The 20,100-nt window shown below is 70.7% G+C and carries 17 protein-coding genes; 8 read left to right on the top strand and 9 right to left on the bottom strand.

Annotated features, from left to right (window positions below; all coding sequences use genetic code 11):
- Positions 1–45: 45 nt before the first annotated feature.
- Complete coding sequence (locus tag FHX33_RS01185) at positions 46–684, top strand: Rv3235 family protein (RefSeq protein WP_051337034.1); 639 nt, start codon at positions 46–48, stop codon at positions 682–684.
- Between the two features lie 63 nt (positions 685–747).
- Here the strand turns inward: FHX33_RS01185 and secA are convergent, their stop codons facing one another.
- The 6 genes from secA to mtrA form a co-directional block, all read right to left on the bottom strand.
- Positions 748–3,555: a preprotein translocase subunit SecA gene (gene secA, locus FHX33_RS01180; protein ID WP_021764487.1), complete on the bottom strand. Its 2,808-nt coding sequence runs from the start codon at positions 3,553–3,555 to the stop codon at positions 748–750.
- A gap of 218 nt (positions 3,556–3,773) precedes the next feature.
- Positions 3,774–4,475: a ribosome hibernation-promoting factor, HPF/YfiA family gene (gene hpf, locus FHX33_RS01175; protein WP_021764486.1), complete on the bottom strand. Its 702-nt coding sequence runs from the start codon at positions 4,473–4,475 to the stop codon at positions 3,774–3,776.
- A gap of 110 nt (positions 4,476–4,585) precedes the next feature.
- A complete protein-coding gene (locus FHX33_RS01170; protein ID WP_183428070.1) occupies positions 4,586–5,302 on the bottom strand; it encodes a ComF family protein in 717 nt (238 codons plus the stop codon).
- 87 nt (positions 5,303–5,389) lie between these two features.
- Complete coding sequence (locus FHX33_RS01165) at positions 5,390–7,084, bottom strand: LpqB family beta-propeller domain-containing protein (protein ID WP_021764601.1); 1,695 nt, start codon at positions 7,082–7,084, stop codon at positions 5,390–5,392.
- Positions 7,081–8,733: an MtrAB system histidine kinase MtrB gene (mtrB, locus tag FHX33_RS01160; protein ID WP_021764600.1), complete on the bottom strand. Its 1,653-nt coding sequence runs from the start codon at positions 8,731–8,733 to the stop codon at positions 7,081–7,083. Before mtrB ends, FHX33_RS01165 begins: the two co-directional genes overlap by 4 nt.
- A gap of 16 nt (positions 8,734–8,749) precedes the next feature.
- On the bottom strand, positions 8,750–9,433 hold the full coding sequence (gene mtrA / locus FHX33_RS01155; protein WP_021764599.1) for an MtrAB system response regulator MtrA: 684 nt from the start codon (positions 9,431–9,433) through the stop codon (positions 8,750–8,752).
- A gap of 217 nt (positions 9,434–9,650) precedes the next feature.
- On the opposite strand from mtrA, the gene FHX33_RS01150 reads away from it, so the two are divergent.
- Genes FHX33_RS01150 through FHX33_RS01130 form a run of 5 tightly spaced genes read left to right on the top strand, consistent with a single transcriptional unit; the run spans position 9,651 to position 15,241 of the window.
- Complete coding sequence (locus FHX33_RS01150) at positions 9,651–10,988, top strand: DUF7847 domain-containing protein (RefSeq protein ID WP_155829087.1); 1,338 nt, start codon at positions 9,651–9,653, stop codon at positions 10,986–10,988.
- A 5-nt stretch (positions 10,989–10,993) separates the two neighbouring features.
- On the top strand, positions 10,994–11,632 hold the full coding sequence (locus FHX33_RS01145; RefSeq protein ID WP_021764597.1) for a DUF4129 domain-containing protein: 639 nt from the start codon (positions 10,994–10,996) through the stop codon (positions 11,630–11,632).
- Positions 11,629–12,906 (top strand): DUF4350 domain-containing protein, encoded by a 1,278-nt coding sequence (locus FHX33_RS01140; RefSeq protein ID WP_183428069.1) that lies wholly within the window; start codon positions 11,629–11,631, stop codon positions 12,904–12,906. The genes FHX33_RS01145 and FHX33_RS01140 overlap by 4 nt, the downstream gene beginning before the upstream one ends.
- Positions 12,903–13,901 (top strand): AAA family ATPase, encoded by a 999-nt coding sequence (locus FHX33_RS01135; RefSeq protein WP_021764875.1) that lies wholly within the window; start codon positions 12,903–12,905, stop codon positions 13,899–13,901. Before FHX33_RS01140 ends, FHX33_RS01135 begins: the two co-directional genes overlap by 4 nt.
- Positions 13,902–13,909: 8 nt before the next feature.
- Positions 13,910–15,241: a DUF58 domain-containing protein gene (locus tag FHX33_RS01130; protein ID WP_183428068.1), complete on the top strand. Its 1,332-nt coding sequence runs from the start codon at positions 13,910–13,912 to the stop codon at positions 15,239–15,241.
- Between the two features lie 9 nt (positions 15,242–15,250).
- On the opposite strand, the gene FHX33_RS01125 is transcribed toward FHX33_RS01130, so the two are convergent.
- Positions 15,251–16,246, bottom strand: a complete 996-nt coding sequence (locus tag FHX33_RS01125) for a stage II sporulation protein M (protein ID WP_021763961.1) — start codon at positions 16,244–16,246, stop codon at positions 15,251–15,253.
- Positions 16,247–16,263: 17 nt separating this feature from the next.
- Here FHX33_RS01125 and FHX33_RS01120 point away from each other — a divergent pair, with 17 nt between their 5' ends.
- Positions 16,264–17,103: an RDD family protein gene (locus FHX33_RS01120; protein WP_039922944.1), complete on the top strand. Its 840-nt coding sequence runs from the start codon at positions 16,264–16,266 to the stop codon at positions 17,101–17,103.
- A gap of 7 nt (positions 17,104–17,110) precedes the next feature.
- A complete protein-coding gene (locus FHX33_RS01115; protein ID WP_021763959.1) occupies positions 17,111–18,043 on the top strand; it encodes a cyclase family protein in 933 nt (310 codons plus the stop codon).
- 7 nt (positions 18,044–18,050) lie between these two features.
- Here the strand turns inward: FHX33_RS01115 and FHX33_RS01110 are convergent, their stop codons facing one another.
- Positions 18,051–18,599 carry a GNAT family N-acetyltransferase gene (locus tag FHX33_RS01110; protein ID WP_021763958.1) on the bottom strand — a complete coding sequence of 183 codons (549 nt, stop codon included), beginning with the start codon at positions 18,597–18,599 and terminating at the stop codon, positions 18,051–18,053.
- Entirely contained in the window at positions 18,599–20,083 is a 1,485-nt protein-coding gene (gene ahcY / locus FHX33_RS01105) for an adenosylhomocysteinase (RefSeq protein ID WP_021763957.1), read from the bottom strand. Before ahcY ends, FHX33_RS01110 begins: the two co-directional genes overlap by 1 nt.
- Positions 20,084–20,100 lie beyond the last annotated feature (17 nt).

Genomic DNA, 20,100 nt, shown 5'->3' with positions numbered 1-20,100 from the left:
CGATGGCAGACGCCGCACCACACCCAGCACAGCACAAGGAGACCCATGTCGACGAGAGCGACGACGATCGAACGACTCGCCCCACGCGGACGGACGACCGCGACGGACACGACCACCCCCGCGTGGCAGGGCCGGAGGGGCGATCTGCACGATGCCCTCCCGGACGCGGCGCGCCGGTCGTTCGCGGCGCATCCCGTCAATCACAGCCCTCGCGCGCGGACGAACGGTGCGGACACCGCTGCCGTCACGCCGCGACCGCCCGCCGAGCCCTCGCCCGCAGCGACATCGGATGCCGCCGATAGGGACGCCGACCAGGCGCAGATGCGACTGGATCAGGCGCGACTCGATCAGGACCCGACTCTGTTGTGCGCGAACCTGGCCCTGTGCGTCGTCGAGATCCTGGCGGGCGCGCGCGCCCTCGATCAGATCGGCCGATGGGTCACCGACTCGGTCTTCGTCCACCTGCTGCGCCGCACTGTGATCGCGGCGCGCTCCCGTGCGGTCTCCGCCCAGGAGGCGATGCGTCCGCGGTTCTCGATCGGCACGCCGCGGCTGACGCATCCGGCGGAGGGTGTCGTCGAGGCGGTCGTGATGGTGCACCAGGTCTCGCGGTCGCGGGCTATCGCGCTTCGACTGGAACGTCATCGCGCGCGCTGGCGCGCGACCGCGATCAGCGTGCTCTGACCCGGAAACGCCGTATGGCGGCCCCGAAGGGCCGCCATACGGTGATGCGAGGACCCGCCGGGGTCAGCGCTTCTTGGACTGTGCGCGACGCTCGGCGCGATTGGCGGGCGCCTCGTCGGCGTCGGCAGGGACGGCCTGTCCGAACGCTCCACGCTGCGTCGCCGCCTGCTGCGGAGCCGCAGCCTGCGGAGCCGCCTGCTGCTGCGCGCGCTGGGCCCGCGCGGTGGCTGCCTTCTCGATCTGACCACGCTGGTTGCGGACCTCGACGCCACCGCCCTCGCCAGGGGCGGAGTAGCTCAGCGCCTGCTCCCCCTCGCCGCGGGCCAGGCCCTTGGCTGCGACAGACGGGGACTCGACCTCGCCGGGAGCCTGGTTGACCTCGACCTCCAGGTTGAAGAGGAAGCCGACCGTCTCCTCGCGGATGGCGCCCATCATCTGCTGGAACATCGCGTAGCCCTCGCGCTGGTACTCGACCAGCGGGTCGCGCTGCGCCATGGCGCGCAGCCCGATGCCGTCCTTGAGGTAGTCCATCTCGTAGAGGTGCTCGCGCCAGCGACGGTCGATGACCGACAGCACGACACGACGCTCGAGCTCGCGCATGGCGGGCTCCCCGAGCGACTCCTCGCGGCGCTGGTAGGCGATGCGGGCGTCCGAAAGGATCTCGCGCCGCATGAACTCGCGGTTGATCCGGCCCTTGTTGCCGGCTTCGGCGATGACCTCGTCGATGCTCACGCCGATCGGATAGAGCGTCTTCAGCTCGGCCCACAGTGCGTCGAAGTCCCAGTCGTCTCCGCTGCCCTCGCCCGTGTGCTGGTCGAGGATGTCGTCGATCACGTCGGTGAGGAACTTCTGCACGCGCTCGTGCAGGTCGTCGCCCTCGAGGATCTGCCGACGGTCGCCGTAGATGGCCTCGCGCTGACGGTTGAGGACATCGTCGTACTTGAGGACGTTCTTGCGGATCTCGGCGTTGCGCGCCTCGACCTGGGACTGAGCGCTGCGGATCGCGCGGCTCACGACCTTCGACTCGATCGCCATGTCGTCCGGCACGCTGGACCGGCCCATCAGGCTCTCGGCGGCGCCGGCGTTGAACAGGCGCATCAGGTCGTCGGTGAGCGAGAGGTAGAAACGGCTCTCGCCCGGGTCGCCCTGACGGCCGGATCGACCGCGCAGCTGGTTGTCGATGCGGCGGGACTCGTGGCGCTCGGTGCCGAGCACGTAGAGGCCGCCCGCCTCGATGACCTTGTCGGCCTCCTCCTGGACCTTCTCCTTCACGTCCGAGAAGACCTGGTCCCACTGCTCTTCGTATTCGTCCGGCGTCTCGACCGGGGACAGCCCGCGGGAGTTCATCTCGGCGACGGCGATGAACTCCGCGTTGCCGCCGAGCATGATGTCCGTACCGCGGCCGGCCATGTTGGTCGCGACGGTGACGGCTCCGAGACGCCCGGCCTGGGCGACGATCGCGGCCTCGCGCGCGTGGTTCTTCGCGTTCAGGACCTCGTGGCGCACGCCCTTCTTGGCGAGGGCCCGCGAGAGGTACTCGCTCTTCTCGACACTCGTCGTGCCCACCAGAACGGGCTGGCCCTTCTCGTGCCGCTTCGCGATGTCCTCGACGACCTGCTCGAACTTGGACTGCTCGTTCTTGTAGACGAGGTCGGGCTGGTCGATGCGCTGCATCGGCTTGTTCGTGGGGATCGGGACGACGCCGAGCTTGTACGTGCTCATGAACTCGGCGGCCTCGGTCTCGGCTGTACCGGTCATCCCGGAGAGCTTCTTGTAGAGACGGAAGTAGTTCTGCAGGGTGACCGTGGCAAGGGTCTGGTTCTCGGCCTTGACCTCCACACCCTCCTTGGCCTCGATCGCCTGGTGGATGCCCTCGTTGTAGCGACGGCCGACCAGGATGCGGCCGGTGTGCTCGTCGACGATGAGCACCTCGCCGTTCATGACCACGTAGTCCTTGTCGCGCTTGAACAGCGCGTTGGCCTTGATGGCGTTGTTGAGGAACGAGATGAGCGGGGTGTTGGCCGACTCGTAGAGGTTGTCGATGCCGAGGTAGTCCTCGACCTTCTCGATGCCGGGCTCGAGCACTCCGATGGTGCGCTTCTTCTCGTCGACCTCGAAGTCCTCGCCGACCGTGAGGCGCTTGGCGAGGTTCGCGAACTCGACGAACCAGCGGTTCGCCTCGCCGGACGACGGTCCGGAGATGATGAGCGGCGTCCGGGCCTCGTCGATGAGGATCGAGTCCACCTCGTCGACGATGGCGAAGTAGTGCCCGCGCTGGACCATGTCCTGCGCCTGCCATGCCATGTTGTCGCGCAGGTAGTCGAAGCCGAATTCGTTGTTCGTGCCGTAGGTGATGTCGGCCGCGTACTGCTCGCGGCGCTCCTCGGGGGTCTGCCCGGACAGGATCACGCCGGTCGTCATGCCGAGGGCGCGGAACACGCGGCCCATCAGCTCGGACTGGTAGCTCGCAAGGTAGTCGTTGACCGTGATGACGTGGACGCCGCGGCTGGCGATCGCGTTGAGGTATGCGGCCGTGGTCGCGACGAGGGTCTTGCCCTCACCGGTCTTCATCTCGGCGATGTTGCCGAGGTGGAGGGCGGCGCCGCCCATGAGCTGCACGTCGAAGTGCCGCATGCCGAGCGTGCGCTTCGCGGCCTCGCGGACGGCGGCGAACGCCTCCGGCAGGAGGTCGTCGAGCGACTCGCCGTTGCTGTATCGCTCGCGGAGCTCCACCGTCTCATGCATGAGCTCTTCGTCGGTGAGCGCCGAGAAGTCGTCCTCGAGGGCGTTGACCGCTTTCGCGTACGCCTCGAGCCGACGGAGGGTGCGCCCCTCGCCGAGACGGAGAACCTTTTCCAGAACTGAGGCCACTGATGCACTCCACTTGTGTTCGGTCGGGCCGATCGTGCCCGCGTCCCTGTCGGACGCACGCCGAACGGCTGGCACCGCCGACGTTAGAGACATCGTACGGGATCAGCCGCCCGGTTCCTCCAGCGGGAGCTGAAAGCCAGCCGAATGGAGGGTGAATCCGGGGGATGAGAGCGCCGATGGCGGCCGCCGCCCGGGCGGACGCCATCGGCGCACTGCCGTCAGCCGAGCTTGCGGCTGGCGGTCGCCACCTCCTGCAGCTCATCGGCGTCGTCGTCCAGCGCGATCACGCCGTAGTCCCAACCCTTGCGCCGGTAGACGACGCTCGGCCGCTCGGTCTCCTGGTCGACGAACAGGTAGAAGTCATGTCCGACGAGCTCCATGTAGTAGAGCGCGTCGTCGACGGTCATCGGAAGCGACGCGAAGACCTTCTTGCGGATCACGACGGGCGAGTACTCCTCTTCGGCGGCCTCGTCGTTCGTCTCCTCGTCCTGCACCACCGGCACGCTTCCGGTCCTGACCTGGTCGAGCACCGCCACCGGCGCCGCGGCGAGCCCCACGGCGCTGAAGCCGTCCGTGCTCGCTTCCCGCAACGAGGTCGGGCGATGCTGCCCGCGATGCACCTTGCGGCGGTCCTTGGCTCTGCGCACGCGTTCGAGGAGCTTTCCCAGCGCGAGGTCGAACGCCGCGTATTTGTCGGTGCCCGTCGCCTCCGACCGCACCACCGCCCCCGGTCCGACGAGCGTCAGCTCAACCCGGTCGTTCCCGTTCTGGCCACCGAGCTTCTCGTTGTGGCGGCTGACCTTGATCTCGAAGGAGATGGCCCGCTCTGCCAGATGCGCGACCTTGTCCGACTTCTCGGTCGCGTATTCACGGAAGCGATCAGTGATTCCCAGGTTGCGTCCGATGATGTTGATGTCCATGGAGACCTCCCTGATCCGACGCGGAGCCGTCCTGATCACGGTGGGCGACCCTCGCGCCTTTTCGACCACCGTAGTGCTCCCCTCTGGGTAAAGGAACCGGAAAACGCATGTTATTCGCTGGGAGCCCGCCGTAACCTCGCCGAGAGCTCCTCCGGAGCGCGGCGCGGCGTCCGTGCGACCGCTGCCGCACCCACCACGACCCCGCCGACTGCCTCGATCGCGCGCGCGGCCTCGGCCACCGTCGCCCCGGAGGTGACGATGTCGTCGACGATCAAGCAGCGCCGACCGCGGAGGCGGCCCGACGCCGCCAGGCTGCCATCGCGGTTCGCCGCACGGCCCGCCGACGAGAGCCCCGCCTGGTCGTCCGTCTGCCGGGTGAGGCGCAGCGCGCGCCACAGCGGAGGGACGAGGATGCACGCGTGAGCGAGCATCATCCCTGACGGGTGGAACCCCCGCTTCCGACGCGCGGCCGCGGTGGACGGGATCAGCACGGGCAGGAGGGCGTGCGCCCGGCGGCCGGCGGGGACCACGCTGGCGCGCTGCGCCTCGACGATGGCCGCGCGGAGTGCGCGCCCGAGCGCCGGTGCGGCGTCGACGCGGCCCGATTCCTTGAAGGCGAGAAGCACCCGGCGCGCCACGCCCGAGTACTCGAGCGCCGACCAGAGAGGGACGCCGCCCGCCGTCGCCGCGGAGACCCGTGGCGCCAGCTCGCGCCGGCAGGCGGAGCAGAGGCTCCGGTCGGCCTCGCCGCATCCGGAGCATCGGACAGGGAGCAGGACGGCGGCGGCGTCGCGGACGGATTCACGGAGCACGGAGATCGAAGTCATGCGTCCAGCTTCGCGACGGCGGCCGTCCCCAGACGGCGATCTCTCGAATCTGTGGAGGACGCGACCGTCGCGGCACCCTGTGGAGAGCTAGGGCTGTCCGAGCTGGACCGCGACCGCCCCCACCTTGTCGGTCTGCGCCTGCCATCCCGTCCCGGTCGGTGCCTGGAGGCTCCCGTCGGCGGTGAGCACCAGATAGCGGGCGAGGCCGTTCGCCCCGACGATCGTCCGTCCGCCGCCCGGGCCGGTGGTGACGGTCTGCTCGCCCCCGATCGTCTGCTCGACGATGCTCGTCGCGTCTCCGGTCGTCGAGGTGAGCAGCGCGACGCTGAGCTCGCCCGTCCAGGCGACCGAGAGCGGAGTCCCGGAGGCCACCGCGAGTTCGACCGGCTGGGTCAACGACGTGGGCACGCCCCCTGAGCCGCGCACGATTCCGGACGCGACGAGCGAATATCCCGTCGACGTCTGCAGCAACGCGACGATCCGGGTGCCGTCGCGCGAGACGGCGAGCGACCGGATATCGACGGCCGTCGGCCAGTCCGTCGCGACGGCGTGGGCCTCCCCGTTCGTCCCCGTCGCCTGCAGCGCGGCCGGCGCGTCCGCCGGGACGGACAGGACCCACCCGCTGTTGTCGATGGTCGGGGGGATCAGGCCCGGCCTGGCATCCACCCGCACCGTGTCGCCGGAGCGCCGGACGAGGTAGACGCCGCCCGCGGAGAGCACAGCGGCCTGGTCGCGCGCAGCATCCAGTGCCACCGCGGTGGGCTGCAACGCCACGACACGCTCGCCGAGCCCGCTCAGCGACGCGACGCTCGACCCGGTCAGCAACCCGAACGAATCTCCGCGGTACACGATCGGGTGCGAGTCGACCGACGGGTCCTGCTGAGGCGCGGCCCCGGAGCTGAGCGGTGAGATCTGCTCCACGTTGCCTTCGATGGAGAGCTGCACGGACTGGGCCAGGCTGCCCAGGCTCTGCTCCAGTTGCAGCTGCATGCGCTGGAGCTGCACGGTGTCGGCGCGCCCGGCCTCGGAGCTGAGATCGACCTGGGCCACCCCGCCAGCAGTCGTCACCGACGGCACCGCGAGCTGGGTTCCTTCGGGGAAGGCGCTGCTCACCGCGCCGGAAAGCCACTTGGCCGGACCGGAGAGGACGGCGCTCGCGACGCGGGTGGCAGAGGTCGCCACCCGAGCGGGGAACCACCGGGCGTCGGGGACCAGGTACGAGAAGTCAGGGCTGTAGAAGTACAGGGTCTGCTGCGTGTAGACCGCACGGAAGGTCGGATCGTCGATGACGACGCCGTTGGGCGCGACGGCGATGCGCCACTCCCCGTCCTGCTTGACCAGCTCGTAGCGCAGGCCGATAGGCGCCTTGGTCGTCGCCGGGTGGTAGGTGCCGACCGAGTCGACGCTCGCGACCGGGTCGACGTCGACGCTCCACTGGTCGCCGTCGTGGTCGTAAGTGCGGTTGCGGCCGTCGTCGACGGTCACGGATTCGTCCGGGTTCCAGCTCGCCGCCATGGCGGTGGTGAGGTACTCGCGGGCGATCTGGAAGTTGTTCTTCGGGCTGGAGGCGGCGTCGATGAAGCCCTGCACGATGCGCTGCTGCGAGGCTCCCTTCTCCGGCTTCGAGGGGTTGAAGTCGAGGTCGAGCGGGTCGTCCACCTGCGCGACCGTCCCACCCGGGCGCACCGGACCGGCATCGGGGATGCTCGCGCAGGCGGAGAGCACCACTGCGACGGCGACCACGAGGGCCGCGGCGAGCGCGCGGATCGGCCCGCGGTTCATGCGCGAGCCTCGCTCTCGGTCACGGGGAGGGTGGCGTCCCCGGCCGGGAGGCCGTCGGGCAGCTCCCCCGCGTCTGCCGGCGGCAGCGGCAGCGGGGAGGCGACGATCTCGCGACCAGGCACACGGGGCAGGGTCAACCGGAAGCAGGATCCTTGGCCCGGCATCGACCAGACCTGCAGCCAACCGGAGTGGAGGGTCGCGTCCTCCAGTGAGATGGCCAGTCCCAACCCGGTGCCGCCGAGCGTCCGCTTGCGGGAGGGGTCGGCTCGCCAGAAACGGTCGAACACGTGATTGACGTCCTGGTGGCTCATCCCGATGCCGTAGTCGCGGACGGTGAGGGCCACCGCGGTCTCGTTGCTGTCGACCGTGACGACGATCGGGCGTCCCTCGCCGTGCTCGATCGCGTTCCCGACGAGGTTGCGCACGACCCGGCGGATGCGGCGCGGATCCATCCCGACGTCGAAGTAGCCGCCCGGGGCGTCGAGGGTGAGAGGAGATCCGTTCTGCTCGGAGATGGACCGCAGCTCATCGATGACGTCCTCGGAGAGCCGGACGAGGTTGGTGGGCTCGGGGTCGAGCACGACGGATCCGGCGTCGTACCGGCTGATCTCCAGCAGGTCCGAGAGCAGGCGGTCGAAGCGCTCGACCTGCGTGTGCAGCAGTTCGGCGGTGCGCTCGGTCGCCGGCGGGAACGTCGCGCGCTGGTCGTAGATCACATCTCCCGCGAGGCGGATGGTGGTCAGGGGCGTCCTCAGCTCGTGCGAGACGTCCGAGACGAAACGCTGCTGGAGCTGCGACAGGGTCGCCAGCTGGTTGATCTGGCTCTGCAGGCTGTCCGCCATCCCGTTGAAGGAGCGCGCCAGCGTTGCGAACACGTCCTCGCCCCGCTCCGGGATGCGCACCGCGAGATCACCTGCAGCGAGCCGTTCGCTCGTGCGGGCGGCGACGCGGATCGGCTCCACCACGAAGCGCACGATCACCCAGGTGATCGCGCCGATCAGGACGATCAGGGCGAGCCCGGCGATCAGGAGGGTGTTCTGCACGAACAGCAGCGTGTTCTCCGAGTCGCGCAGGTTGTAGCCGATGTAGAGCTCGTACCGTCCGTACGACGGGAGGGTGAGCTGCGTGCCGACGACGATGCCGGGGTCGGTGGAGCCGGAGACTCCGGGCAGTGCGACGGACTGGTAGAACTGCTTGGTCCCGCCGCTCTGCACCTTGGCGCGGAGGGCGTCCGATATGACCGAGTTCAGCGCCGGGCTCCCTCGGTCGGGCGGAGCGAGGACGCTGGTGTCCTGGCCAGGCACCCGATAGGCCGCGACGAGGCGGCTGGAGGTCGAGGTCTGCACCGACTGCAGCGCCGAGTTCAGGAGGTTGCGCCCGCCATCCGCCGACGACACATCGGACGCGTTCATGGTCGTCTGAGCGGCCGTCGTCGCGCGGCTGGAGTCGCGAAGGGCCTGATCGAGCCGCGACTGGTAGAGGTCGTTGGAGATGCTCAACGCCATGTAGATCCCGGTCACCAGGATGGCGACGCCGGTGAGCGCGAGGGTGATCGTGACGGTGCGCAGCTGGAGCGACCGGCGCCACTGCCGGGAGAGGCGCGACGGCGCCTGCCGCCACCACTCCTTGTCCGGCCATCGGAACCGCATCGCGACCGTCTCCGCGCTACGTCGCCGCGCCGGCGCGGTAGCCGACGCCGCGCACGGTCATGACGATCTTCGGGTTGTCCGGGTCCTTCTCGACCTTGGCCCGCAACCGCTGCACGTGCACGTTCACGAGCCGGGTGTCGGCCTTGTAGTGGTAACCCCAGACCTGCTCGAGCAGCATCTCCCGGGTGAAGACCTGTTGCGGCTTGGAGGCCAGGGCGAGGAGGAGGTCGAACTCGAGCGGAGTGAGGGCGATGCGCTGCTCGCCGCGGCGCACCTCGTGACCGGCGACGTCGACGACGAGGTCGCCGATGCGGAGCTGCTCGGTAGGCGGGTTCGAGGCGGCCGGGCGCAGGCGAGTGCGGATGCGCGCCACCAGCTCCTTCGGGTTGAACGGCTTCACCATGTAGTCGTCGGCGCCCGACTCGAGGCCCTTGACCACGTCCGCGGTGTCGGACTTCGCCGTCAGCATGATGATCGGCGTCCCGGACTCGGCGCGGATCCGGCTGCACACCTCGATGCCGTCGAGGCCGGGCAGCATGAGGTCGAGGAGCACGAGGTCGGGCTTCGCGGTGTGGAAGGTCTCCACGGCTTGTGCGCCGTCCTCGCAGAACACCGGATCGAACCCCTCCGTGCGCAGCACGATGCCGATCATCTCGGCGAGGGCGGTGTCGTCGTCGACCACCAGGATGCGACTAGTCATGTGCGAAGTTCCCCTGAACCCCTCTCGGGCGGCCGGCGGCCGCGGATGCAACGGCACAACTGTAGTCGAGTCGCCTGGTCGAGCCGTGGAAGGCATCCGCACAAGCGCTGTGGAGAGATCGGGAGTCCGCTCGCCCCCTGTGGACGGGACAGTGCGGAAGCAGCGGATGTGCCAGCATGGGAGCAACGCACGACGGGCGGGGATGAGAGGGCACGGCGTGAGCGACGAACAGAACGGTCAGACACCGCAAGCAGCCGGGGGAACGGCGCCGGACGGTGGCACGCCTCCGAGCGCGCAAGGAGCGCAGGAGCAGCCGCGGTACGGCGAGTACGCGCCGGGATACGGGCAGCAGCCTCCGGTGTACGGGCAGCAGCCGCCGGTGTACGGGCAGCAGCCGCCGTCGTGGCAGCAGCAGCCCCCCGCCTGGCAGCAGCAGCCCGCGTGGCAGCAGACCGGCGGCCCGTACGGTCAGCAGCCGGGCTGGGCGCCGCCGCCCAAGCCGGGGCTGGTCCCGCTGCGTCCCATGTCGTTCGGTACCCTGATCGGTGCTCCGTTCCAGGCGCTGCGCCGCAACCCCAAGATCACCGTCGGTTCGGCACTGCTCCTCCAGGGCATCCCGACGATCCTGGTCACCGTGGTCCTCGCCGGCGCCATGTACTTCCTCCTCGAACGCGTGATCAACTCCGACGCGTCCGACCGGAACACCCTGCTCGCCGGCGCCATCGGCGGCAGCGTCGTCCTGGGGCTGCTCTCCATCGTCGTGTCCGCGATCTCCGGCGCCCTCCTCCAAGGCGTCGTCGTCGGAGAGGTGGCGCGGGAGACGCTCGGCGAGAAGCTGACGTTCCGCTCGCTCTGGCAGCTCGTGCGCGGCCGCATCGGTGCGTTGATCGGCTGGACGTTCCTCGTCTCGTTCGCATGGTTCGTGGCGATCGCGCTCGTGGTCGCCGTCGTGGTGGCGCTTGCCGCGCTCGGCGGACCGGCCGGCGTCGTCGGAGCCGTCGCCGTCGGCATCCTCGGCGGCTTCGGGATGGTCGCCCTGGCGATCTGGATCAACACCAAGATCGCCCTGGTACCGAGCGCCATCGTGCTCGAACGACTCCGGATCGGCGAGGCCGTCGCCCGGTCGTGGCGCCTCACCAACGGCTACTTCTGGAAGTCCTTCGGCCTGATCGCCCTCATCGGCGTGATCGTCTACGCGGTCACCCAGATCGTCGCGACGCCGTTCGGACTCATCGGCGGCATGATCGGGGGAATCTTCGCTCCGACATCGCTCAGCACGGACGATCCGTCGTCGTTCACGCAGATCTTCGTCGGCCAGCTCGGGGTCAACGCGCTGTCCAGCGTCGTCAGCGCGGTCGTCGGAGCGATCGGCAGTGTCGTGGAGACCGCCGCGGTCTCCCTCCTCTACATCGACCTGCGGATGCGCAAAGAGGGGCTCGACCTGCAGCTCGTGCGCTTCGTCGAGGCGCGCCAGACCGGTCAGGAGCTCCCCGACCCCTACGTCGTGCCCGCGCCGACGGCCCCGACGGCGCCACCGCCCTGGCCGGGCAGCTGAGGCCCGTGCGCTTCGACATCCCCGTCGACCCGTCCTCCCCGCAGGCGCAGGAGTGGATCCGGGAGGAACTGGCCAAGCCCGAGTACCAGGCCGCGAAACCGACCTGGTTCGACCTCGCCTCCAAGGCGGTATCCGACTGGATCAACTCCCTCCTCCAGGGCCCCACCGGGGACGCCGGGCCCGTCCTGCTCCTGGTGGTCGTCCTGGTGATCGCGGCGCTGATCGTCGCCGCATTCGTGATCTTCGGCCGCCCGCGCGTCAACCGGCGCTCGACCCTCGACCGGCGGCCGCTCTTCGGAGCCGACGACGTGCGCTCCGCCCAGGAGTTGAGGCGTTCCGCCCAGGAGGCCGCATCCTCCGGCGACTGGGTGACGGCCATCGAAGAGCAGTTCCGGGCGATCGCCGTCGGCCTGGACGAGCGCACACTCGTGGGTGTGACGCCGGGGACGACCGCGACTCATTTCGCGGCGGCCGCCGCCGCAGTCCTTCCCGCCGAACGCGACCCGCTCACCGAGGCGGCGCGGGCGTTCGACGCCGTGCGGTACCTCGACCGACCGGGCACCGCCTCCGCCTATCAGCAGCTGGTCGCCCTCGATCAGCGGTTGCAGCAGGCCCGCCCTGCGCTCCCCGTGGCGGTGTCATGACGACGACCCGAACTCCCGATCGTCCGACGGCCGCCTCGACCGCGCCTGTCGACGCCACTCCGGTCTCCCCCACGCTCCGGCAGAGCGGCCGGCGCGCGGTGCCGTGGATCGTGCTCGGCGCGATCGCCGTGCTGGTGGCGCTCGCGGGTGTCCTCCTGACCGGCGGCCAGACGCACTCCGGCGCCCCGCTCGATCCCGGCAGCGCCGCGCCGACCGGAGGCAAAGCGCTTGCTCAGGTGCTCCGCGCCAAAGGCGTCGACGTGCAGAGCGCCACGTCGCTGGAGCAGGTGCGCACAGCCACGGCCGGCGGCGGGGAGGCGACCGTGCTCGTCTTCGACAACGACGGCAACCTCGAGCCCGCCGCTTACCGTGAGCTGGCCCAGTTCGCGAACACCATCGTCATCGTCGAGCCCTCGTTCCGCACACTCGGCGAGGTCGCGCCCGGCGCGCGTGCGAGCGGAGAGCCGACCGGCCCGGTCGACGCCGGATGCGGGGTGGCCGCCGCGCAGCGGGCCGAGCGGATCGACCCTCGCGCGACCGACAACACGGCCGGATCCACCGTGCCCGGGACCTTCCGGGTCCAGGACGACGGCGCCGCCTGCTTCGCCGACGCGTCCGGCGCGGCTTCCCTCGTCCGCACGACCTTCACCGGCGCGACCGTCTACCTCGTCGGGTCCGCACCCCTGCTGATGAACGACGGGGTGGACCGGGAGGGCAACGCAGCGCTCGGACTCTCCCTCCTCGGCCAGCACCGCACGCTCATCTGGTATCTGCCGGGTCTCGACGACCGGCCCGTGACGGGGCCGCCCGACATCGCCGCGCTCACGCCGGGGTGGGTGACGCCCGTCCTGCTCCTGCTCGTCCTGGTCTTCGTCGCTGCAGCGATCTGGCGCGGTCGAAGGTTCGGTCCGCTCGTCGTGGAGAATCTCCCCGTCGTCGTGCGCGCGGGCGAGACGCGCGAGGGGCGTGCGCGCCTCTACCAGCGGTCGTCCGCGCGACTGCGCGCGGCCGACGCGCTCCGCATCGGCGCTCTGGGCCGGCTCGCCGCTCTCGCCGGCCTCCCCCGGACGGCGACCACGACAGAGGTCGCCGACGCCGTCTCCGCCCTCGTCGGTCAGGACCGCCACCGGGTGCGAGGACTGCTCGTCGACGACATCCCCCGCACCGACGGCGACCTCGTCGCCCTCTCCGACCACCTCGCGGAGCTCGAACGAGCCACCGCCACCGCCGTCTCCCCCGCCGCTGCGGGCCCGACCGGAAGAATGGAGCCATGACCGACGTCACGACCGGAGCCCACGCTCATCCCGCACCCGCGGACGCCGCCGCCCTCCGCCAGACGCTCGCACGCGTGCGGGCCGAGGTCGGCAAGGCCGTCGTCGGCCAGGACGGCGCCGTCACCGGGCTGATCATCGCCCTGCTCGCGCGCGGTCACGTCCTGCTGGAGGGCGTGCCGGGTGTCGCCAAGACCCTTCTGGTGCGCTCCCTCAGCCAGGCGCTCAGCCTCGACACCAAACGGGTGCAGTTCACCCCCGACCTGATGCCCGGCGACGTGACCGGATCGCTCGTCTACGACGCGCAGACCGGAGGGTTCGTGTTCCGCGAGGGACCGGTCTTCACGAACATCCTGCTGGCGGACGAGATCAACCGCACGCCTCCCAAGACCCAGTCCGCACTGCTGGAGGCGATGGAGGAACGCCAGGTCAGCGTCGACGGCGTGAGCCGTCGCCTGCCCGACCCGTTCATCGTCGCGGCGACGCAGAACCCGATCGAGTACGAGGGCACGTACACCCTGCCCGAGGCCCAGCTCGACCGCTTCCTGCTCAAGCTCACGCTCGACGTGCCGGAGCGCGAGACCGAGGTGGAGGTGCTGCGACGTCACGCGGCCGGCTTCAACCCGCGCGACCTCGCCGGCGCGGGCGTCACACCGGTTCTGACCGCGGCCGACCTGCAGGCCGCCCGCGAGTCGGCGGCGTCCGTCGGCGCGAACGCCGACGTGCTGGGCTACATCGTCGATCTCGCCCGCGCCACACGGCAGAGTCCGTCCGTGCGCCTGGGCGTGAGCCCGCGCGGGACGACCGCGCTCCTCGCGGCGGCCAAGGCCTGGGCCTGGCTGTCGGGCTACGATTCGATCACGCCCGACCACGTGCAGGCGATGCTCGTGCCCGTCTGGCGGCACCGCATCCAGCTGCGGCCGGAGGCGGAACTCGAGGGTGTGGGCGCCGACGCGATCCTGCGGTCGATCGTCCAGCAGGTCCAGGTTCCGATCTAGGGCCCGCCATGACCGTATCCGGACGCTTCGTCGCCCTGCTCGCGCTCGGCGTCGTCCCCGTCGTCCTGCTGGGCGGGGAGGCCGCACTCGCGTACGCCGCCCTCGGCGCCTGGGTCGTGCTCTGCCTCCTGCTGGGCGCCATCGACCTCGTCCTCGCCGCGTCGCCGCGCCGGGTCGTCCTCGAACGCTCGATCCCGGCCCGCGTGCGCCTCGGCGCGGAGGCCGTCTCGGAGCTCTTCGTGACCAACACGGGCCGCCGCACCATTCGTGGCACAGTGCGCGATGCCTGGGAGCCCTCGGCGGGCGCGACACCCCCGCGCCAGGCCCTCCACCTCCCGGCGGGTGAGCGCCGGCGTCTCACAGTCGCACTGCGGCCATGGCGGCGCGGCGAGCGCCGGGTCGCCCAGGTCACGGTGCGCGCCTGGGGACCACTGCACCTCTGGGCGCGGCAGGCCACGCTCGCCGTTCCCGGGCGCATCCGGGTCCTGCCGCCGTTCTCCTCCCGCAAGCACCTGCCCTCCCGCCTGGTGCGTCTCCGCGAGCTCGACGGCACGACCAGCGTGCTGCTGCGCGGGCAGGGAACCGAGTTCGACTCCCTTCGCGAGTACGTGCGCGGTGACGACGTGCGCTCCATCGACTGGCGCGCCACCGCCCGCCGCCACGATCCGACCGGGGGCAGCGGAGCGCGCGTCATGGTGCGCACCTGGCGCCCGGAGCGTGACCGACGTGTGGTGGTCGTGGTCGACAGCGCCCGCACCTCCGCCGCTCGCATCGCCGACGAGCCGAGGATCGACACGGCGTTCGAGTCCTCCCTGCTGCTCGCCGCCCTCGCCACGCGTGCCGGCGATCGCGTCGACTTCCTCGCCTACGACCGCAGGGTGCGCGGTCGGGTGCACGGGGCGAACGGCCCCGAGCTGCTCTCGCGGATGGTCGACGCGATGGCCACCATCGATCCGGCGCTCATCGAGATGGACTGGTCCGCCGTTCCCGGCCAGATCGCGGCGATGACGAGCCAGCGTTCGCTCGTCGTCCTCGTGACGTCGCTCGACGCGCCCGGCGGGTCCCGCGGTCTGCTGGCGATCCTCCCCCAGCTGACGCGCAAGCACCTGGTCGTCGTGGCGAGCGTCACCGACCCGGACACTCTGGTGGCCACGCGGCAGCGCGGCGACCGTACGGAGGTCTACCGCGCCGCCGCCGCCGAACGTTCGTTGCTCGACCTCAGCCGGGTCACTGCCGCCGTTCAGCGGCTCGGTGGGGATGTCGTGACCGGATCACCCGAAGACCTGCCGCCGGCGCTCTCCGACCGGTACCTCGCGCTCAAGGCGGCCGGCCGGCTGTAGCGGAGGGGGTCAGCCCGCGACGATGCGGCGCGCTCCGGCGTCGAAGTCCGCGAGGTCGCCCGTCTCACCGAGCCGCACGGCCCGGCGCCCGACGACGATCATGTAGAAGAGGAACGCGGCGAGCGCGAGCGCTCCGATCGCGATCTTCGCCCACACCGGCAGTGCCGACGGCGTGACGAATCCCTCGATCAGGCCCGAGACGAACAGGCTGATCGCACAGCCCACCGCCACCGTGAACAGGGCGCGACCGTCCTCGGCGAGCGCTTGCGCACGGGTGCGCGCCCCGGGCGCGATCCACGCCCAGAAGATGCGGAGACCGGCCGCCGCGGCGACGAAGACGCTGGTGAGCTCCAGGAGGCCGTGCGGGAGGATGTAGGAGAACATGACGTCCCCGCGGCCGTACGCGAACATGACGCCCGCGGCCGTCCCGACGCCGACCGCATTCTGGACGATGACGTAGGGCACCCAGAGCCCGGTGATGCCGAAGGCGATGCACTGGGCGGCGATCCAGGCGTTGTTGGTCCACACCTGGCCCGCGAACGACGACGCCGGGTTGTTCGAGTAGTAGTCGATGAAGGTGTGGTCGACGTACTGCCGGAGGTTCGCGTCGCTGCCGAGGTTGCGCAGCACGTCCGGGTTGCCGGTGATCCACAGCGCGTAGAGCGTCCCGATCACGACGGTGACGGCGGCGACGGCGAGGACGATCCAGCGGATGCGGTAGAGCGCGGCGGGCAGCTCGAGTGCGAAGAACCGCGGGATCTGGGAGAACAGGTTGGCACCCGCGCCGGTGAAGCGCAGCCGCGCGGTGGAGAGGGTGAGCGAGAGGCGATCGCCCACCGCCGTCGACCCCGCGCTCGTCTGGATCGCCGAGAGATCCGCGGCTCCCGACTGGTACAGGTCGATGAGCTCGTCGGCGTCGCGGCCGTCGAGGCGCCCCTTCTTCGCCAGCTGGGCCAGCCGGTCCCAGTCGGCGCTGCGCGCTGCGGTGTATGCGTCGAGATCCATCTGCTTGAATGATAGCCATGACGGCAGCGGCGGACGCGTTCCCGGAGCCGGTCGAGCGCGAACTGGTGACCGGCGAGGCCGTCACCCTCGACGTCAAGCCGGCCAGCTACATCCTGCGTGCCGCGGGCACGTTCATCGACTGGGTCGTCTACATGCTCGTCATGCTGGGCTGCGTGCTTCTGCTCGTCGCGACGGGTGGAGGCCTGGACGAGGCGCTCGTGCGCGCTCTGGTCGTCCTGATCCTCGTCTTCGGTACGGTCGTGATACCGCTCACGGTGGAGCTCGCCTCCCGTGGTCGGTCGCTCGGCAAGCTGGCCGTGGGCGCCCGCATCGTGCGCGACGACGGCGGCGCGATCGGCTTCCGCCACGCATTCATCCGCGCCCTGACCGGCGTGCTGGAGATCTTCATGACCGTCGGCGGGATCGCCGCCCTGGTGGGTCTGCTGAACACCCGGTCCAAGCGGCTGGGCGATCTGCTCGCAGGGACGTACAGCCAGCTCGTGCGCGTTCCCGCGCCGCGTCCTCTCGACCTCTATCTCTCGCCCGCTCTCTCCGGGTGGGCAGCGACGGCCGATGTCGGCCGCCTCCCGGACCGGCTGTCGCGCCGGATCGCGCAGTTCGTGCGGCAGGCTCCGCAGCTCACACCGGCGGCACGGTACGGTTTGAGCACCGAGCTCGCCCGCGAGGCGTCCGCGTTCGTGTCGCCGCTGCCGGACGTGGACGCCGAGACCTTCCTGGTCGGGGTGGCGCTGCTGCGCCGCCAGCGCGACGCGCGGGGCCTCGCCCTCGAGCAGCAGCGCCTGGACCGCCTCGCCCCCGTGCTGGAGGGTCTCCCGCACGCGTTCCCCGACCGCTAGGAGCATCGTGACCGAGAGCAGCACCGCCGACTACCGCGCGCACTTCGATGCGACCGTCGCGTTCGCGAACGGGGGCGGCCTCAGCGCGGAGGGGTTCCGGCTCGACCTGCCCAGCGCAGACGTCGCGGAGGCCGACGTCGCTCGACTGTTCGTCCAGCACCTCGGCCTGGCGCTGGTGAGCAGCGTGCAGCTGTCCGGTCTGCGCATCGTCGAGGAGCAGCACCGCGGAAGCCGCGGCATCGACACGGCGTCCGCGCCGGATGCGCCGGATGCGCCGAACGCGCGCCGGGTCGTCGATCTCAGCCACACCATCCGCGCTGGGCTCGTCACCTATCCCGGGCTCCCCGCTCCGGTCATCACGCCGCACCTCACCCGTGAGGACTCCCGAGCGCGGTATGCCCCCGGGACGGAGTTCGCCATGGATGTGATCACCATGATCGGGAACACGGGCACCTACCTCGACAGCCCGTACCACCGCTACGCGGACGGCGGCGATCTGGCATCGCTCGACCTCTCCACACTCGTCGGTCTGCGAGCGGAGGTCGTGCACGTCGACGATTCGACCAGCCGCGGCGTCCCGGCCGAGGTCTTCTTCGACCGCGAGGTCGCCGGCGCGGCCGTGCTGGTGCACACCGGCTGGGATGCGCACTTCGGCACTCCCGCCTACGCGAGCGGCGCGCCGTACCTCACCGAGGAGGCAGCGGCTTACCTCGCCGGGCAGGGCGCCGCGCTCGTCGGGATCGACTCGCTCAACATCGACGACACCGAGGGCGGCGGCGCACGGCCGGTCCACTCCCTGCTCCTCGCCGAGGGGGTGCACGTGGTCGAGCACCTCACCCGCCTCGGCGAGCTCCCGGCCCGCGGCGCGCGTTTCACCGCCGCGCCCCCGGCCGTCGAGGGATTCGGGACGTTCCCCGTCCGCGCGTTCGCGGAGCTCTGACCGCGGCTCAGTCGTGCAGGATGCGCTGGAACAGCACGTGGTCCTGCCAGCGTCCGGCGATCTGCAGGTAGTCCGGCGCGACGCCGATGCGCTCGAACCCGGCGCGCGTCAGCACGGACTGAGACGCATGGTTGGCGAGCAACGTCGCAGCCTGGACGCGGTGGAGCCCGAATCCGCGCGCGGCGTCCAGCACGGCGCTGAGGGCCGCCGAGGCGAGCCCCTTGCCCGTGTGCGCACGGTCGAGCCAGTAGCCCACCATGGCGCTCTGGAAGGCCCCGCGGACGATGTTGCTGAGGTCGATCCCCCCGGCGATCTCGTCGCCGTCCACGAGGACGAGCGGGAGGCCCGAGTCGAGGTCGCGCAGGGCGAGCAGCTCACGCGTGCGGGCGAGTTGCCCCGCCTCGGTGAAGAACTCCTCCGTGCGGGTCGGATCCCACGGCGCGAGATGGCCACGGTTGCGGACGTAGGCAGCCGAGAGGGCCGCGGCGTCCTGCTCCGTGCGCACGCGCAGGATCAGGCCGCCGGGCAGCTCGCGGTCGGTGAATTCGAGTGTCATCAGTAGCGGTAGTGGTCGACCTTGTAGGGGCCGTCCACGGGCACGCCGATGTACGCGGCCTGCTCCTCGGTCAGCACGGTGAGCTCGACGCCGAGGGAGTCGAGGTGGAGGCGGGCGACCTTCTCGTCGAGGTGCTTGGGGAGCACGTACACGCCGATCGGGTAGTTCTCGCTCGAGACGTACAGCTCGAGCTGGGCGAGCACCTGGTTGGCGAACGAGTTGCTCATCACGAAGCTCGGGTGACCGGTGGCGTTGCCGAGGTTCATCAGGCGGCCCTCCGAGAGCACGAGGATGCTGCGGCCGGTCGGCAGGCGCCACTCGTGCACCTGCGGCTTGATCTCGATCTTCTCCGCGCCCGGCAGTGCCTCGAGCGACGCCATGTCGATCTCGTTGTCGAAGTGGCCGACGTTGGCCACGACCGCGAGGTGCTTGAGACCGAGCAGGTGGTCGAGGGTGACGACGTTCAGGTTGCCCGTGCCGGTGACGAGGATGTCGACCTGGTCGACGACCGACTCCAGCCGCGCGACCTGGAACCCGTCCATGGCCGCCTGCAGCGCGTTGATCGGGTCGACCTCGCTGACGATCACGCGCGCACCCTGGCCGCGCAGCGCCTCCGCCGCACCCTTGCCGACATCGCCGTAGCCGGCGACGAAGGCCACCTTGCCGCCCATCAGCACGTCGGTCGCGCGGTTGAGGCCGTCCGGGAGGGAGTGGCGGATGCCGTACTTGTTGTCGAACTTGCTCTTGGTCACCGAATCGTTGACGTTGATCGCCGGGAAGAGCAGCTCGCCGGCCTTGGCCAGCTCGTACAGGCGGTGGACGCCCGTGGTCGTCTCCTCCGTGACGCCGATGATGCCGTCAGCGACGCGGGTCCAGCGGTCCGCAGACGAGGCTAGCGACTCGCGCAGCACGGACAGGATGACCCGGTACTCGTGGCTGTCGCCCTCCGCGTCGCCCGGGACAGCGCCGGCCGCCTCGAATTCGCGCCCCTTGTGGACCAGGAGGGTGGCGTCGCCGCCGTCGTCGAGGATGAGGTTCGGGCCGGTCCAGTCGGCGCCTGCGGCCTCCGCTTCGGCGCTCCAGTCGAAGATCTGCTGGGTGCACCACCAGTACTCCTCCAGCGTCTCGCCCTTCCAGGCGAAGACCGGCACACCCGCGGGCGCCGCGAGGGTTCCGGTCGGGCCGACCGCGACGGCCGCGGCCGCGTCGTCCTGGGTGGAGAAGATGTTGCAGCTCGCCCAGCGCACCTGCGCGCCGAGGGCCACGAGGGTCTCGATGAGGACGGCGGTCTGCACGGTCATGTGCAGCGAGCCGGCGATGCGCGCGCCGGCGAGCGGCTGCGACGGACCGAACTCCTCACGGAGGGCCATGAGGCCCGGCATCTCGTTCTCGGCGAGTCGGAGCTGGTGGCGTCCGGCAGCGGCGAGGGACAGGTCGGCGACCTTGAAGGGCAGGGCGGTATCGGACACGGTCGAAGCTGGCATGGCACCCATTCTCGCAT

The organism is Leifsonia aquatica, assembly GCF_014190775.1.
GTDB classification, from domain to species: Bacteria; Actinomycetota; Actinomycetes; order Actinomycetales; family Microbacteriaceae; genus Leifsonia; species Leifsonia aquatica.
Note: the sequence above shows the minus strand (reverse complement) of the source record. Positions and strands in the feature narration are given on the sequence as shown.

Bases quoted from the DNA above. Each gene is read 5' to 3' on its own strand.
- FHX33_RS01185 (WP_051337034.1), top strand. From the start codon at position 46: ATGTCGACGAGAGCGACGACGATCGAACGACTCGCCCCACGCGGACGG.
- hpf (WP_021764486.1), bottom strand. From the start codon at position 4,475: ATGGACATCAACATCATCGGACGCAACCTGGGAATCACTGATCGCTTC.
- FHX33_RS01170 (WP_183428070.1), bottom strand. From the start codon at position 5,302: ATGACTTCGATCTCCGTGCTCCGTGAATCCGTCCGCGACGCCGCCGCC.
- FHX33_RS01165 (WP_021764601.1), bottom strand. From the start codon at position 7,084: ATGAACCGCGGGCCGATCCGCGCGCTCGCCGCGGCCCTCGTGGTCGCC.
- mtrB (WP_021764600.1), bottom strand. From the start codon at position 8,733: ATGCGGTTCCGATGGCCGGACAAGGAGTGGTGGCGGCAGGCGCCGTCG.
- mtrA (WP_021764599.1), bottom strand. From the start codon at position 9,433: ATGACTAGTCGCATCCTGGTGGTCGACGACGACACCGCCCTCGCCGAG.
- FHX33_RS01140 (WP_183428069.1), top strand. From the start codon at position 11,629: ATGACGACGACCCGAACTCCCGATCGTCCGACGGCCGCCTCGACCGCG.
- FHX33_RS01135 (WP_021764875.1), top strand. From the start codon at position 12,903: ATGACCGACGTCACGACCGGAGCCCACGCTCATCCCGCACCCGCGGAC.
- FHX33_RS01130 (WP_183428068.1), top strand. From the start codon at position 13,910: ATGACCGTATCCGGACGCTTCGTCGCCCTGCTCGCGCTCGGCGTCGTC.
- FHX33_RS01125 (WP_021763961.1), bottom strand. From the start codon at position 16,246: ATGGATCTCGACGCATACACCGCAGCGCGCAGCGCCGACTGGGACCGG.
- FHX33_RS01120 (WP_039922944.1), top strand. From the start codon at position 16,264: ATGACGGCAGCGGCGGACGCGTTCCCGGAGCCGGTCGAGCGCGAACTG.
- FHX33_RS01110 (WP_021763958.1), bottom strand. From the start codon at position 18,599: ATGACACTCGAATTCACCGACCGCGAGCTGCCCGGCGGCCTGATCCTG.
- ahcY (WP_021763957.1), bottom strand. From the start codon at position 20,083: ATGCCAGCTTCGACCGTGTCCGATACCGCCCTGCCCTTCAAGGTCGCC.